8 protein-coding genes are annotated in these 16813 nt (G+C 71.8%); 7 read left to right on the forward strand and 1 reads right to left on the reverse strand.

The window, feature by feature from the left end; translation table 11 throughout:
• Nucleotides 1–198: 198 nt before the first annotated feature.
• The 4 genes from BM076_RS23810 (at nt 199) to BM076_RS23825 (ending at nt 12567) form a co-directional block, all read left to right on the forward strand.
• Nucleotides 199–837 (forward strand): RNA polymerase sigma factor, encoded by a 639-nt coding sequence (locus BM076_RS23810; protein WP_093715719.1) that lies wholly within the window; start codon nt 199–201, stop codon nt 835–837.
• A complete protein-coding gene (locus tag BM076_RS23815; protein ID WP_143120626.1) occupies nt 834–1916 on the forward strand; it encodes a CU044_5270 family protein in 1083 nt (360 codons plus the stop codon). Before BM076_RS23810 ends, BM076_RS23815 begins: the two co-directional genes overlap by 4 nt.
• A 208-nt stretch (nt 1917–2124) precedes the next feature.
• Nucleotides 2125–5520: a S8 family serine peptidase gene (locus tag BM076_RS23820; protein ID WP_093715721.1), complete on the forward strand. Its 3396-nt coding sequence runs from the start codon at nt 2125–2127 to the stop codon at nt 5518–5520.
• A gap of 264 nt (nt 5521–5784) precedes the next feature.
• On the forward strand, nt 5785–12567 hold the full coding sequence (locus BM076_RS23825) for a hypothetical protein (protein ID WP_143120627.1): 6783 nt from the start codon (nt 5785–5787) through the stop codon (nt 12565–12567).
• 100 nt (nt 12568–12667) lie between these two features.
• Here the strand turns inward: BM076_RS23825 and BM076_RS36770 are convergent, their stop codons facing one another.
• Nucleotides 12668–12820 (reverse strand): hypothetical protein, encoded by a 153-nt coding sequence (locus tag BM076_RS36770; protein WP_177246577.1) that lies wholly within the window; start codon nt 12818–12820, stop codon nt 12668–12670.
• Nucleotides 12821–13132: 312 nt separating this feature from the next.
• Here BM076_RS36770 and BM076_RS23830 point away from each other — a divergent pair, with 312 nt between their 5' ends.
• The 3 genes from BM076_RS23830 to BM076_RS23840 all read left to right on the forward strand — a co-directional run bounded on the left by BM076_RS23830 (nt 13133) and on the right by BM076_RS23840 (nt 16779).
• Nucleotides 13133–13852, forward strand: coding sequence for a hypothetical protein (locus BM076_RS23830; RefSeq protein WP_093715723.1), 720 nt, complete (start codon nt 13133–13135; stop codon nt 13850–13852).
• Nucleotides 13853–14007: 155 nt separating this feature from the next.
• Nucleotides 14008–14334, forward strand: coding sequence for a hypothetical protein (locus BM076_RS23835; protein WP_093715724.1), 327 nt, complete (start codon nt 14008–14010; stop codon nt 14332–14334).
• A gap of 3 nt (nt 14335–14337) precedes the next feature.
• On the forward strand, nt 14338–16779 hold the full coding sequence (locus BM076_RS23840) for a WXG100 family type VII secretion target (protein WP_093715725.1): 2442 nt from the start codon (nt 14338–14340) through the stop codon (nt 16777–16779).
• Nucleotides 16780–16813 lie beyond the last annotated feature (34 nt).

The raw sequence follows: 16813 nt of genomic DNA on the forward strand, positions 1-16813 counted from the left end.
GGCCCGGGCGGGCGTCGGTGCCGACGTAGGCGACGATGCCTCGGGGTGGGCACCGCCCGCGTCCGGTACGGACCTCGTCCGGGCCGCCGCGGGCCAAGGCGTCGGGCGCCCTCGGCCCGGAGCCGCCCGGCGGTTGCGAATCGGCGGTTGTGAGCGGCGTCACAGGGAACCGCCGGGGGCACGGCGACAGGTAGGTGTGTGAAGTCATCTCTGCGGACCCGGCTGCGCGCCGGTGATCCAGAAGCGTTCCGGGAACTGTTCCAGGACATGGCCCAGGCCGTGCACGCCCTCGCGTTGCGCGCCACGGGCGACCGCACCACGGCGGAGGACGTCGTCTCCCTCACCTTCCTGGAAGTGTGGCGGCTGCGTGAGCGGTTGGACGCCGGCGACGACAGCGTGCGCCCATGGGTCTACGGCGTCGCCACCAATGTGCTGCGCAACCGCGCCCGCGCCGCCCGGCGCCACCAGCGCGCGCTGGCCCGGATGCCGCGGCCCGAGGACGTGCCGGACTTCGCCGGCGAGGTGGACGGCCGGATCGACGACACGGCACGGCTCACCGCGGCGCGCAAGGCCCTGGACCGGCTGCGGCGCGGCGAGCGCGAGGTCTTCCTGCTGTGCGTGTGGTCCGACCTGAGCTACGCCGCCGCCGCGCAGGCGCTGGACGTCCCGGTCGGCACGGTGCGCTCCCGGCTGTCCCGGGCGCGGGCACGGCTGCGCCGCCTCGCCGACGAGGAGTTGGAGGGAGCACAGCAGAAAACGGAACCCGGCCCCTCCCACCGACAGATACCGGGTGACCGCGACCACGCGGTCGGTTCGACACAGGAGAGCGCACGATGAACGTTCCTGACCGCGGTGAGGCGGCCGACCGGCACGACCTCGCCCGCATCCTGCCGGCCCCCGGCGTACCGGGAATGTCTCCTGTCCGGCTCCAAGCCCTTGAGGACAGTCTGATGAACGAGATCACCCGGGTTCCCGACACCGCCGCCACCGCCGATCCGCCGCGCGCCGCGCGGCCCGCACGCCGTATACCGCGCTGGTCGCTGGCCGCGCTGCCGCTCGCCGCGGCGGCGGTGGCGGCCGTCGCGGTCGCCTCGCTCGGTTCCGGCACGGGCCACGGCAGCGACGACTTCACCGCCATGTCGCCGGTGGTCGAGGTCCGGCCCGCCACCGCCGACGGCGTGGCGGCCTTCCTCGGCCAGGCGGCCGACGCGGCGTCCCGGCAGCAGGTCCCGACGGCGGGACCCGGCCAATTCGTGTACGTCGAGAGCGAGGTGGGCTTCAGCCACCAGACCGAGGAGCGCACCTTCGACGGCCCCGTCAGGCTCGACGCGGTGCACAAGCGCGAGGTGTGGCTCGCCCAGACCCCGGGACGGGACGGCCTGATCCGGGAGGGCGGCGACGACATCGTGCTGCACGGCGAGGGTCCGGCCGACGCCGACCCCGACACGCTGGCCTCCGGCCCCGCGGTGCTGACGGCGGCACAGGTCGCCGCATTGCCGACCGACCCCCAGGCCCTGCTCAAGCTCATTTACGCCAGGACCGCGGGGCAGTCGCCCGGCAAGGACGCGGCGGCCTTCTCCTGGATCGGCGACACCGTCGCGGAGAACATCGTCCCGCCGCGGGTGATGTCCGCACTGTGGCGGGCCGCCGCCCTGATCCCCGGCGTGGAGCTGGTCGGCGACGCGACCGACGCGGCGGGCCGGCACGGCACGGCCGTCGCGCACGTGGCGAACGGCGAGCGGACCGAGTACGTCTTCGGCTCCGGCAGTCACCTCTTCCTCGGCGAGCGCAGCTACCTGGTGAAGACCACCTCGGCGGGCAAGGCCGGGACGCTGACCGGCACGAGCGCGGTGCTCTCGCGCGGCGTCGTGGACAAGAAGGGGGAGGTGCCGGCGGGCGCGTCGACGTCCTCCTGATCCCCTCCGCCGCCGGCGTACGGGGCACGGCCGGGCGCGGGACCTCGCATGTGCCGAGGTCCCGCGCCCGCGCGCGTTCCGGCCGGTGGACGTGGCGGACCGCGCGTCGCGGATCCCGGAGAACCGCCGCGTCGTCCGGGAACCGCCGTACCGGCACGGACAGGTCAGGGGAAGGGCCGCGCACGGCGGCCCCGACAGGAGTCGACGCATGAAAGTTCTCACCGGGCTCCGACGGGCAGCACTCCCCGTCACCGCCCTTCTCCTCGCGCTCCCCGGTGTGGGCGCACCGGCCCAAGCCGCACCGACGCCCGCGACCGCGGGACACATCTCGCACACCGACGCGACGACGGCCGGCGCCCGGACCACCGCGGTGACCCTGATCACCGGCGACAAGGTCCTGCTCGACGCGGCGGGCCATGTGGTACGCACCACGCCGGGCCCCGGCCGCAGCGGCACCACCTTCCGCGGCGTACGGTCCGGGGACCACCAGTACGTGATACCGAGCGACGCCTTCCGGCTGATCGGCCGCGGCGTCCTGGACCGCCGGCTGTTCGACGTGACCGGACTGCTGGCCGCCTCGTACGACGACGCCCGGTCCCCCGAACTGCCGGTGATCGTCACCTACGGGTCGGCCGCGAGGACACCGCTGCGGGCGCGGGTACGGTCCCGGGCCGGGGGCCCTCCCGGTATCGCGCTGCCCAGCATCGGCGGCGAACTCGTCCGGGTCCGCAAGGCGGCCGGCGCCGGCGTCTGGAACACGCTGACCACCCCCGTCCAGGGGAGCGTCGAGCGTGCGGCCGCTCCCGGCGTCCGCCACATCTGGCTGGACGGCAAGTACCGCGCCGCCGTGGACCCGGACAGCGGTACCGCGCAGATCGGCGCCCCCGCCGCGTGGTCCGCGGGCTACGACGGCACCGGCGTGAAGGTCGCGGTGCTGGACACCGGCATCGACGCCACGCACCCCGATCTCAAGGGCAAGGTGGTCGCCGAGCACAACTTCACCCCCGCGCCGAGCGCGGACGACTTCGTGGGCCACGGCACCCACGTCGCCTCGACCATCGCCGGTTCCGGCACCGCTTCTGCGGGCCGTCACGAGGGCGTGGCGCCCGGCGCGCGGCTGCTCAACGGCAAGGTGCTCGACGACGACGGCTACGGCGACGACGCGGGCATCATCGCGGGCATGCAGTGGGCCGTCGACCAGGGCGCGGACGTGGTCAACATGAGCCTCGGCCAGGACGACACGCCCGGCGCCGATCCGGTCGAGGACGCCCTGAACACGCTGTCGGAGCAGTCCGGCACGCTGTTCGTGGTGGCCGCGGGCAACACAGGACCGGCCGCGGGCACGGTCAGTTCACCGGCCGCCGCCGCCGAGGCGCTCACGGTGGGCGCCGTCGACCACGACGACGTGCCCGCGGCGTTCTCCAGCCGCGGCCCGACCGCGGACGGCGACCTCAAGCCGGACCTCACCGCGCCGGGCGTGGACATCATCGCCGCCAAGGCCGCGCACGGCGTGATCGGCGACCCGGCGGGCGACGGCTACGTGTCGCTCAGCGGCACCTCGATGGCCACCCCGCACGCGGCCGGCGCCGCCGCCCTGCTCGCGCAGCAGCACCCGTCCTGGGACGCGCGGCGACTGAAGGCGCAGCTCACCGCGACGGCCGTGCCCCGCGCCGGAACGACCGCCTTCGTCCAGGGCACCGGCCGGGTGGACGTCCCCCGGGCGCTCGCCGGGACGCTCACCAGCACGCCGACCTCCGTCGGCTTCGGCCTCCAGCGTTTCCCGCACGACGACGACCAGCCGGTCACCCGGACCGTGACGTACGCCAACAGCGGGGACAAGGCCGCGACGGTCGATCTGTCCCTCGACGTGAGCGGCCCGGACGGCGCGCCCGCCGCACCCGGCATGTTCTCGGTCTCACCCGCTCGTCTGGTGGTGCCCGCGGGCGGTACGGCGACGGCCGCGGTGACCGCGGACACCCGGAGCGGCGACGTCGACGGCGACTTCGGCGGAGTCCTCGTCGCCACCTCCGCCGACGGCGGCGTGACCCGCACCGCCGTCGGCGTGCAGCGCGAGGCGCCGTCGTACGACCTCACGCTCGACTTCCGCGACCGGTCCGGCGCGCCGACCGCGAACGCCACCGGCGTCGTCTACGCGGCGGACGGCACCGCCTGGTTCGCCTCCCCCGACCTGGACGGAACGCTGACCCTGCGGCTGCCGAAGGGCCGGACCTCTGTCGTCAGCACCGTGTTCGCGTCCGACGCGGACGACGGACAGGGCCCGATGTCGGTGCTGCTCGACCCCCGCGTCGACCTCGGCCACGACACGACGCTCTCCGTCGACGCGCGCCGGGCCCGCCCCGTACGACTGGCGGCGCCCGACCCCGCGGCGGCCTTCGTCGGCGGCACGCTCGCGGTCTCCGACACTTCGGGTCCCGTGCCCACCACGTACGACTGGGACGTCGACGACTTCGGAAAGCTGTTCGTCGGCCAGGCCGAGGGGCGCCTTCCCGCCGGGCAGTACACGGCGGACTACACCGGCCAGTGGACGCGCCCCGCGAGCCCCGGCAGGACCGTGTCCACCTACCGCCTGGACTGGCGGCGGACCGGCGACCTCTCGGGTTTCACCGCGCGTCCGACGACGCGGGACGTCGTCGCCGTACCGCTCGCCGTGGGTGCGGCGGGTCCGGCCAGGAAGGCGACCCTGGTCGTCACTCCCCTTCTGCCCAGCGGTGGTTGGTACGCCTCGTATCTGACGGAGGCATCGCTGCCGGTGCGCGGGACCGACTACTTCCTGCGGTCCGGCAAGGTGCTCTGGCACTACGCCGTCGGCCGGTCCGTGACCGGTCCGGACGGGGAGGAGCAGCCGGTCGACACCTTCAGCGCCGACCCGCGCGGGTTCACCGCGCCGCGTCCGCCCGCGCTGCGCTTCGGCGTCGGAGTCTTCGGGCCATCGCTTCCGGCAGGCACCCCATGGCCCGACGACGACCGCGCCCCGGCCGTGGGCGGATACCGCAAGGGCGACGAACTCACGGTGAACGTGCCGCTGTTCGACGACTCGGCCGACCACCTGGCCGACTCGTCGTACACCACGGCGCGCACCACGCTCACCACCGGCGGCACGACCGTCTTCCGTACGGACACGCCCCCGGACGGCGCGCCGCACACCGTGCCGACCGGAGCCGCCGCGTACCGGCTCACCACCGACGTCCGCCGCGACCCGGCGCTGTTCCCGCTCTCGGACCGGGTGACGGCGCGGTGGACCTTCCGCTCGGCGCACACCGACACCGGAACGCCGGCCGCGCTGCCGCTGTCCGTGGTGCGCTACGCGCCGGCGCTGGCTCCGGACAGCAGCGCGCCCGCCGGGCGGCCGTACGCCGTGCCGTACCGCGTCCAACGCTCGGCCACGGCGGGCCGCGTCGCCAGGATCGCCTTCCAGGTTTCCTACGACGCCGGCCGCACCTGGCGCGCGGTGCCGTCCCGTGGTGGCCGTGTCCTGCTCCAGCACCCGCGCGTGGCGGCCACGGTCTCGCTGCGGGTGCGCCTGTCCGATACCGACGGCAACACCCTGACCCAGACGGTGCTGGACGCGTACCGGACGCGCTGACCTTCCGAGGGGGCGGGACGAGGGGGCGGGGTCCGCGGGGGCCCGCCTCCTTCGTCTTTTGCCGTTGCTGTCCGGTCACGGCGCGGAGGCATGAACTGCGTACCGCGCCGTTGCGTACCCAGGAGTGCGTGGGGCGGTGTCCTGTCGGTTTCCTTTTTTCGTTCTGTGGTGTGGGGGTGTGTGGGGGTGGAGGTGGGTGAGTTTGTTCGGTGGGTGTGTTGGTTGTTGACGGGGATGGAGTTTCCCCGGGGTGATGCTGTGCGGTTGAGGGAGTTGGTGGAGGGGCCGCATCGTGTGCTGGCGGCGGTGCTGGAGGAGTTCGAGGCGGTGATGGAGCGGGTCCGGCGGGGGGTGTCGGGGAATGTGTCGGGGCCGTGGAGTGAGAGTTATTCGGGGGCGATGTCGTCTTTTGTGGGTGAGGGGGGTGCGGATTATGTGCGGTCGGTGCGGTTGAGTGCGGTGCGGACGGCTGATTATGCGCGGGAGACGGGTTATCAGATTTCGTATACGCAGCGGATGATTGTTGCGCAGGTGGTGCAGTTTCTGGCGGAGTGGGCGTTGACGCTGGTTCTGGCGGTGTTCAATCCGGTGGGGGCGTTGCTGGAGCAGTCGTTTTTGCGGGCGTTGTACGGGGTGGTGATGCGGAGTGTGCTGGTGCGGCTTGTGGCGGTGGTGGGGGCGTATGAGGCGTTGAATGTGGGGCTGGCGGGGGCGATGGACGGGTTGGTGCGGTGGTCGCTGAGTGCGGAGGGCCGGCGTACGGATTTCGGGTCGGATTATGCGCGGCAGTCGGTGGGGTTCGGTGCGGTGCAGGGTGCGTTCACGGTGTTCGTGCCGTTCGTGGGGTCGGGTCTGGGGGGTGTGCTGTCCAAGGGGCTGGGGCGGGATGTGACCGGGGACGTCACCGGGGCCCTGGAGAACGCCCTCGCCCACCACGGGATACGGGACGTCACGCGGGATGTGTCGCGGGACACCACGCGGGATGTCGGCCGGGATTTCACGGGCGCGGGTGTGCGTGGGGTGCCGGGCGGTCTCCCGCCCAGGGGTGCGGTGCCGGAACCGGGGCCCGTGGTGGGGCCGGTGGGAGAAGGTTTCGCGCGGGAGGTGGGTTCGCTGGTGGGGTGGGTGGCGGGTCTGGCCGGGCGGGGGAGGCTGGATACGGCGGTGCCGGGGGTGCTGCGGGTCCGGGCCGGTGAGGTCTTCGCCCGGGACCTGGGGCCCCTGGTGGGTGCGGACGCGGCCCGGGAGGCGGGGCAGCGGTGGGCGCAGGCCCTGACCGCGAATCTCGGGCGCAAGAACCTGGGCCGGTCGCTGGATGATGCGCTAGAGGGTCTGCCGGTCGGTGCCCGGGTCCGGCAGGCCCTGTCCCACGAGGTCGCCGCCGTGCTGGGCCGGGACTGGGGACGCACCGCAAGCCACCTGGCCGGTGACGCGGCCGCCAACGCCGCCCACCAGAACATTTCCGAGGGCGTCTACAACGCCGCGACCACGGGGAAGTTCACCACCAGCTGGGCAACCGGGATCTCCGGGGCCGCCGCCGGACTCGCCGGCCACGCCCTGGCCTTCCACGCCACCAATCTCGGCTCCGGCCTCCGCACCAAACTCGGCCTCGACACCCCACCCCCCACCCCAACCACCACCAGCGGCACACCCACCGCTGACATCAAGACCAGCACACCCGACATCACCACCAGCCCGGCCGAAACCGGACCCGGCACCGACAAGCCCGCCCACACCACCGGCGAACCCCACACCACCAGCGACAGCACCCCCGACCGTACGGCCATGCCCGGTGACCAGATCCCGACCGCGACAGGCCCATCCCTCCCCACGGCCACCCCCCTGCCACCCCGGACCCCCCTCAACCGACCCGGCACCCTCGACCACCCAGCCACCACCCGCCCGAACACCACCACCAACACACCCACCACCAGCAGCAACACCTCCACAAACTCAGGCAAAGACCATCCCACCCGAACCCCCACCCTTCGCACTTTCCACTTCACCGAACCCACCCCCGGCGCCTGGACACCCACCCCACCCCGACCCACACCCACGACCACCACCGGGTCCGACGCCGCCACCAACATCCGGCCCGACATCGCGGAACCTGTGGCCCTGGCGCGGGAGGAACTACCGCCCCCGCTCGATCCCACGTCGACGCGGTTCGCTGAAAGCCGCACCACCGATGAGCCGAAGGAGAAGCGGTTCGAGCTCGACGGACAGCGTCACGTCGATCCCGAGCGCCCCGATACCGTCTTCGACCATGACCCGGACGCCCCCGTCCGGCTCGAGCTGAACGGCGGGTGGACTCGCTTCTCGTCCCAGGAGCGCCACGACCTGCTGCACTTCGTCAAGGGCCACCTGACCACCCGCCCCGAGAATCTGCCGATGCCCGACGAGGACGACATCGCCGTCCTCTGGCACGACCTCACCCGCCTCCAGCAGCGACTTCCGCTGTCCCAGGTCGCCGAACACATCGCCCGCCTGTGGCTGAGCCCCGACCCGCCGAAGGTCCGCGGCGGCATGCTGCCCCACCGCCACGAGCGCGGCGCGAGCGCCCGCCGCGACGCCTCCGCGCCGTACCCCCGTCGTACGCCCGCGTCGCGGGGGAACTCGCTGTTCAGCGCGAGCGCCAGCCCCGCACCGGAGGACGCGCCGGTACCGACACCCGCGCCCGAGGAAGCGCCGGCACGGACCCCCGCTCTGCGGGCGCTGGTTCTGCCGCCCATCCTGCCTCGGCAACAGGAGAGGACAGCCGACGCGGACGTGGCCGCTGCCGAGGACTCCGCCGAGGAGTCCGATTTCCTGGCGGCGGCGCTGGCGCGGGAGGAGACGGACGAGTCCGACGCCAGTGAGTCCGACATCGACGACGCGGCGGAGAACGCAGGGGCTGTGACGGACGACGAGCGGTCGTCGATCCACGCACAGCCCAGCGCTTCCGCTCATCGGCAGCTGGGAGACGCCGCACGGGAACCGGTGTCGTCGCAGCCGGCCGGTCCACGGCCTCGCTTCACCCTTGCGTCAGTCGGACTCACCGTTGAGCAGAGGCGTGCGGTGGCGGCGCTCCTGAAGCGCGACGCCAATCGTGGCGCGACCCTTGGCGGTCTGTGGGACCACATCAATGCCGTGTACGGGCTACGGCTCACCGCGCAGCAGATCCATCGGTTCCACCACGCCATTGCCAGGAACCGGGCGGCGGAGCGCGCCGTCCGCATCCTTCCTCTGCTGACGCGGGATTACCTGCCGAACGGTGACGTGACCCGGGCCATGCGCGATTTCTACGCCTTGCCGGATCGCCGAGGCGAACGGCCGCCAAGAGACTTCGTGGTCGGAGTGGACGGCAGGCAGGTCCCCCTGGGCAGCCGTATGCGGGACTGGGCGAGGAGTGGCCTCGCTCTCAACCACTTAAGCAACGAGTTGAACGAACAGCTCGAACGGTACGGCTGGACGACCGAGATACGTGGCGGGAAGAGCTACTTGCGCTCCCAGGTGCCTGGGCTCTCCTACGACCGTGTGCCTGTCGCGGACGTCCTGGCCGAGGAATACCCCCAGGTACGGGACCTTCCGCCTCAGCGGGATGACTCGCTGACCTGGGTACGCACGCACGTGCTGGACGAGCAGCGGCCGGGGCATGACGAAATGCCCCCTTTGACCTGGGTGGGCAGGCGCGAACCGGTCCGGCGGTCGGTGCCGAGCCGCGGCCAGGATCCTGTCCGGAGTGATCCCGGGCCCGAGACGACCGATACGGTCGTCGACCCCGCCGCCTTCGGCCGTGCTCCGGAGCAGGCACCGCGCGCCATGGCGCCGGTCCTGCCGGAGCCCGTCGGCGACATCCGCAGCGAGGCGATGCCTGCGCAAGAACCGGATGAGCGGCCCCCCACGCCAGAAGAATCGGCGAACACGAAAGACCGTGCGCTGATCGATGCGCTCGACGCCTACTACGGCCACTTCGGCGGACGGCGCCGCCACGGGCTCTTGCCACCACGGGGTACCGGGATCAGGGTGGGTGCCCGCGATGTTCGGACCGTGCTGTACACGTGGAAGAACCACGGCCGCCAGGAGGAGGAGGTCGGTTCGGCGCTGCAGAGCGCCCTGCGCAAGTACGGATTCGAATTCCACCGTGCCGATGGGAAACTCTATTTGCGGCGGGCCGGGTACCGCCCCGTGAAGAATAGGTTCGGGGACAACGGGGATCTCATTCGCGCGGCCCGAATCTATTTCTCGAACCCACGGAAACGCGGCACCGTTCCTGCCGGTGGGGTTGAGGTCACCGTCGATGACAAACCCATCAAGATCGGGAATTTCATGCAGGACTGGAGGACGGAAGGGATCGCTTCGGAAAAGTTCAGTGAAGCTTTACTCGCGGAACTCCGGGGATTCGGGCTGGAAACGGAAGTACGCGGGGAAAGGATTTACCTGGCCAGCGGCGGGCGCCGGCGCGGCGGACCGCGGGCGCACGGCACGGGGACGGCGGACCGGGTGGACGGACCCCCACGGATCGCCGACACCACGCCGGACGGGCACATGCTCGCGCGCCGCCACACCGGCGCCGAGAACTCACGTCGGGTCCGGGCCGAGCTGACCGACAGGGAACTCGTGCAGGTGCGCGAACGGTGGGCCGCGGACAGGGGTTGGCGGGTGGAGAACGTCCCCGCGGACGGCGACTGCTTCTTCCACGCGCTGGTCGGCGTGGCCGGGCTGCCGATGACCGCGGCGCAGGCCCGTACCGCGCTCGCTGACGCGGTGGAAGAGGACCTGAGACGGCCGGCGCAGGCGCGGACGCTGTGGACGGTGGAGTTGAACGGTCACTTCGAGGCGATGGCGCCTCATGACGGCCGGACGCGAACAGGCGCGGAGGGTGTCGTCGCGCAGCTGCGTGCCCCCGGGGAGTACGACAACGTCACCGCGGACCTGGTCCCCTACCTTGCCTCGGTCGTGTTCGGGCTGCGCCTCCAGACGTTCGGAATGAACGCGCGCGGAGAGTTCGCGTCCACCTATACCTACGGCGAGCTGGAGCGGCCACTGGTGAGCATGCTCAGGGTGCAGCCCGAGCCACCCGCCGGGGCGCACTGGATGATCCTGCGGCCGGATCCCACGGTGCCAATGGGGGGAGGTGACCGGCGGATCTCCGCCCAAGCTCCACGTGATTCGGCTGACGAGCGGTTGGCGGACCGGGCCGAACGTGTCCTGAGGGGCGAGTCCGGTCGGCCGGCGCCGGCCGGGCCTGATCCAGCCCGGTCCGCTGCACAGCCACCGCCCCGGGAGGCACCCCGACTGCCGGACGGTCTGCACCACTTCGTGGCCACGTCGGTCCGCGGCCTCCGTCGTGACGCCCTGGCCCCGGACGCGGAAGGGGTCGCCGAGGTCTGGGCCCGCCTGCAACCCCACGAACGGCTCCTGCCGGTGCCCTACCTCGCCAATCTCATCGCGCAGATCATCATCCACGGCGGCCCCGTCCGCATGCGGGGCGCGGGTCAGCCGACCAAGGGCGAGACACCTGCCGTGCCGGGCGAGGCCGAGGCGTCCACGTCCGGTACGGCGGCGTCGCTCCCACAGCCGTACGTGGCGGACCCGCTCGCCCCGGCCGAGGGTGACCATGAGCTCTGGAGCCCAATGCCCGCGTCAGCGACAGATGTCCGGGACATCCGTTACGCGACCGCCGCGGCGGTCTTCGAACGGCGGCTGGGCGATTACCTGGCAGGGCGGCAGGAGCCGGTACGGCAACTGCGCGCGGTGGCCAGGGCGCTGTGGAACCTGGTGATCGGGCTCGCCCCGGGCAGCATCGCCAAGCTCGGCATTCCGATGCCCCATGTGACCGGGGCGGTGGGCCGTCAGCCGGCCGCACTGATGGAAGTCGTCGGCGGCGGCAATCTTCGTGAACTCGTCGCCCTGCTGCAGGCGTCCGCGTCGCGTCTCCCGCTGCGTCCGGCCTTCCCAGGCGCGGCACCGGTACATGAGTCCAGCGTGCTGGACGACATCTGGAAAGCGGAAAGAGAGCTCGGGTCCGCCTATCGTCTTGGGCCGCTCCGCGTCCAGGCGATCATGGAGGAGCGTCCGCAGCGGATCCAGGGGCCGCCGATGGACACTTGGCAGCAGCTCCGTCATGTGAATCCGCCGTTGAGCCGGCGAGAGAGGGCTTTCGCTTCGGAAGCCACGCCAGACGGGGTGCGTCTGATGTGGGAAAGGGCGGAGGACGTGACGTCCATCAGGCTCGACTCGGATCTGCACCGGAACGGGCAGCGGACAGGCGCGCTCATCAGCACGGGCACATCAGGTTCCGCAGTTCTGCATCTCGGCCTCGTGGACAACCTCGTCGAACTGCAGCGGTTCAGGAAGATCCGCAGTGAAGCGAACGGAGGAAGCGAGGTGGAGGAACTCGTCGTCGACATGAACGAAGTGCTGCTCGGGCTGACCGGCTTCTTCCTGTCGGCGGGGCATCACACCCTGCACGAGATCATGCGGAGCGCGGAGCTGTGGGACCGCGCGAACGGGAGGCGCTTCGGGTTCACCGCGGTCGACAACTGGACGCGGTACCGGAGCCTTCCGGGGATCACGGAGGCGGAGCTTCGCGAACACGTCGCGGTCGGCGGCCTGTTCCCCGACGAGATCGCCTACCAGGGGGTGGAGGATCGCTACGACGAGGCCGTGGACGTCACCGCCGGGACGGCGATGCTGGCGGAGTCGGGCATCGAGGCCGAGACCTGGCGGGCGCGGCTGGACGCGCTGGCGGAAGGTGTGCCGCCCGGTGCCGAGGTGCTCGGGCGGCAGGGTTTTCCGCAGGACCGGCTGAGCGCCTGGTCGGCGTATTGGGCGGCCGGCCGCAATGCGGCCGCCGCACAGGAGCGGGTGGCACCGCTGATGACCGGCTTGGGAGCACGGTTCGACGACCGGGCGCGGGCGGTCGCGGAAGGCGGGGAGTGGCAGGCGGCGACCCTTGCGCTGGTCCGGGCGTTGCGGGACCTGGAATCCAGGGCCGAGGACCTCCGGGCTTGGGGTCTGGTCCCGGACCGGCTGCCCGCCGTGGCGCGGGCCGAGTGGGAGTGAGGCGGGGAACGGCGCGTGACGAAGCCCCGGCGGTCCGTCGCCGCCCGAGGGGAGGCGGGCGGCGGTGGGGACGGCCGGGGCTTCGGACGGGACCGAGGTGTTACCAGTCCCAGCAGGTGAACGGGTTGACACAGGGCCCTGCCTCGGTGGCGCCGCCACTGCCTGCGGTGGCCGAAGGGGCGTTGACGAAGGCCGCGGCGGCGATGCCGAAGGCCGACAGGGAGACGCACACGGCGATTGCGATTTTGCGCATCACGGATTCCTTTGCTGCGGGGCCCCGCGTCCGCCGAGTGGCTGACGGGGGCATCAACGGTCATGTCGGCGTTGGCTCGCAGCCCCCTGCCGACCGAACGAGGAGACGGTGACGCACCTGTGTTGAAGGGCGATTGGCGGATGGTTGCCGTCATGGCCACCGTCGGGCGGGCGGTGCGGCAGCGCACGAGGACGGTTCGAGGCGAGGGCAAGGGGTTGATCGGACGATGGACATCTACTTAACATGTAACTAGAAACGCGGGTGTTCGAGGGAGAGCGCCTACTACCGCACACCGGACCAGAGGAACGGCTCATGCAGATCTCCTCCCTCCCGCGCACACGGACGGCCGCGCCGCGCACCCGGAACCCAGGCACGTCCGGTCCGCTGTTCGTGATGCTCTCCTCCCATCCGACCGCGAGTCTGACCCGCGCCGGGAGCCTGCGGCGCAGCGGTCTGCCCGGCGTGGTCGTACGGCCGTGGGGGGACCGGCTCGCCTACCGGTACCTGCGCCAGGCCGCCGGTGTGCTCGCCCTGCTCGACGCCGCGCCGGGAGAGCCGGCCGAGGTCCTGGAGCAGCGCGTGCGCGCGCTGTCGCTGCTGGCGCCCGTCGCCGTCCTCGGCGCGGCGGGTGACGCCGCCGCGCCGCTCCTGTCGGCGGGGGCGGTCAATGTGTTCGGCCCGGACCTGGACGAGAGCGTGCTGTGCGCGCGGCTCGGCGCCGACCTGCGGTGGCTGAGACGGACCTCCCCGCGCCGGGGACCGCGCGCGCTCGGGCCGTTGAGGCCGTACCGGGAGCAGTCTTTACTGCTGGAGATCCTGCTGGAGCACCGCGCCCCGCTGTGCTGTCACCAATTGCGCTGGCTGCTGGGGAAAGGCGCATCGCCGATGACACTCCCGGCGCTCCGCGCGCGTATCGGACGGCTCGAACCGCATCTCGCCGAACGTGGCTACGCCTGCGACAGAATTCCGCGCTGGGGCGCCGACACATTCGTCGTACGGCGCATGAAAGCGGCCGCCGCTCTTTCCGCCTGACGGCAGACCCGCCCGTGTGCCGGGTCGCGGAGCGTGCCGAGTCCAAAAGCGGACCGTAAATTACGCACCGGAAACTTGCCCGTATCAATCGCATGTCATTCTCTTGTTGATGCTCAGTCATCATCCGAATCCCCGGAATTTCCAGGAGGATTGACGTGTTCGACCGTACCGAAATACGTGCACGCGATCTCGCCGACGCCGCACGGCGTACGACCGATACGCGCGTGGGTGTGCGCGAGGTGTCGGACCTCGTCGACTCGCCGCGAACGGCCGTGCCGGAGAACGCGCTGGGCGCGGGAAACCTCGGCAGGACCGTGCACAGCGAGTACGAGCGCACCCGGTCGGGGCTGGCCGAGCTGGTCCGGGGTCTCGGCGATTCGCTGACCCGCATGGAGGACGCGCTGACCGCGGCCGGGGCCGCGTACCGGGCGGCGCAGACGCGGGCCCTCGGCGAGATCGGGGAGCAGCCGGGGCTGGTGTGACCCTTGGACATCAACGACGCCATAGCGGGCTGGATCACCTCCGTCATCAGGGAGTTGGGCGAACCGTCGGCGCTCGTCCCGCAGGGCGCGGCGTTCACGGAGAGCGCCGCCAGGCTCCGCGCCGTGCACGAGGCGTCGCAGCAGTCCACCTCCGGATGGACGGGCCCCGACGCGGACGCGTACGAGGCGGCGATGCGCGAGCACGCCGACGCCGTCACCGAGGCCGCGACGCTGCTGGAGACCACCGGCGCGAAAGTCGACGACCACGCGTCGAAGGCGTGGGCGATCGTGAAGGAAGTCTTCGGGATCATTCTGGAGATCCTGGAGGTCCTGCTCGCGGGAATGGCGCTCACGTGGCTCTTCTCATGGCTCGCCGACCTCCTGTGGCTTCGGCTGCTCCCGCTCATGCGGAGTGTGCTCGCCCTCCTCGTGCGATTCCGGTCGCTCATGGCGGACTTCACCGAATTCCTGCAGCGGGTCGGCAGCCTCGCGGGGCGCCTGGGAGAGCGCTTCGGGGAATTCATCGGCAAGACACTGGAAAGCGCGGTGATCGACTACCTGCCCGCGGAGGCGCGCGGATTCACCGGATTCTACGTGGGCGCCGCGGTGCCGCAGCTGATGAGCGGGCGGCCCGTCGACTGGAAGAACAACGCCTGGCAGATCGCCGTTTTCACCGGATTCGACATGGGCCTCTACATGGTCCAGGACGTCCTGGAGAAGACGGTGGCCGGAGCGGCGCTGAAGAACCTCATCGAGGGGAAGAGCGTCACGGAGAAGCCTGTCACGCGGGAGGCCACTCCCACGAGAGAGGTTCCGGCGACGGAACGGCCCGATGCGGTGACCACGCGTGCCGAACGCCGGGAGCCCGCCGCGGAGAAGGCCGAGGAGACGGCCGCGGTGAAACCTGTTCCCCACGAGCCCGTGCGTGCCGCCGAACGCGACGCGGTGCCCCCTGCCGAGGAGACAGCCGCCGTCACACCTGGCGGCATCGGCGACATCAGAGGCATCGAAGCAGCTGAGCGCGAGATCCCGGTTCTGGCGGAGGCGGAGTCGCGGGCCGTGGCCTTTCCGAAGACCGAACTGCCGCCCGTGCTCGAACGGGTGGGAGTGCCGCGCGCGCGTACGGTGTCGGAGCCGGGAGCCGTCGGCGGCGTACGGGCCGGGGCGGAGGACATGCGCCCGGCCATGGGGTGGACGCGGTCGGAGAACGACCTGCCGTCCGCTGTGCGGGCGGACGCGAAAGCACGCCCGGAGGTGGAGGCGCGGCCACAGACGGAGTTGCGCTCGGAGTCGCGACCGGAGCCCGAGCGAGCACGCCCGGAGGTGGCCCCGGAGCCGCGGCCGGAGTCCGTGCAGGCGCGGCCGGTGGTGCGGGTGTCGGAGACAGAGACCCGTTCTGTCGTCCGGGCGGAGCCCGAAATGCCTTCCCCTGTACGGCCGGAGGCCGAGCGCGCGGGCGTGCCGCGGGCGCGGGCGATGTCGGAGCCGGGACCTGGGCCCGGCGTGCGGGCCGAGACCGACGCGGTGCGTCCGCCGTTGGCGCGGGCGCGGTCCGAGAGCGATCTGCCGTCATCCGTACGGCCGGAGGCCGAATCGCGTCCCGTCTCGCGTGTGGAGGCCGAGTCGCGCTCGGTCTCGCGTGTGGAGGTTGAGTCGCGTCCCGTTTCGCGTGCGGAAACCGAGGCGGCCTCCGCGCCGAAAGCACGGCAGGAGACGGAATCCTCGCCCTCGGCGCCCGTGCCGGCTGATCCAGTGGTCGCGCCGCCCGCACCAGTGCCGACAACGGCATCGGCGCCGATTTCACCGGCGAGCATCGAGGAGATCCTCAATCCGGCCACGGTACGTGACGCGGTCGCCGAGAGTTCCGCCGTCGCGCGGCCGGCACACGCGGAAGCGCCGCCGGGCAGGCCCGACGCGCGTGGTGACTCCGAGGGGAGGGGGAGCACGTCCGAGATCGCACGCCAGGCGGAATCGGAGATGAGGGGGCTGCCGTCGACCGCCAAGCGGGACGGGATCCATCCGCGTGCCGAGGAATGGGCGAAGTACGCACCGAAGACGAAGCGCGAAGCGCTGTACTCGGGCGCCAAGGAGGGCTTGAACATCACCCTCGGCAATCTGATGACGGACGCCGTCGTGGTCCACGTCACGCACCATGACCTGACGGCGGGACAGTGGTCGTTCGAACTCCTCGGCGGTGTCTTCGGTTTCGCGCGGCACGGGCTGTACAAGGCGCTGCCGATGGGCGAGCGATGGGCGTACCGCAACCAGTCGGAGGACGGCCGGATCGTCAACCGGTGGCTGGCGGAGACCCCCATTCAGTGGTCCTACTTCACGATGTACCTCACCGCGAAGGAGGCCGCCAAGAACGGCATCTTCGGCTCGACGACACCTACCGAGCTCGACCCGGCCCACAAGCCCGAGGCGGACCCGACCGGCAAGTCCTGAGACCGAACCGCCGCCGCCCGCCGTACGTATCCCC

The organism is Actinacidiphila alni (genome assembly GCF_900112845.1).
Taxonomy (GTDB): Bacteria; Actinomycetota; Actinomycetes; order Streptomycetales; family Streptomycetaceae; genus Actinacidiphila; species Actinacidiphila alni.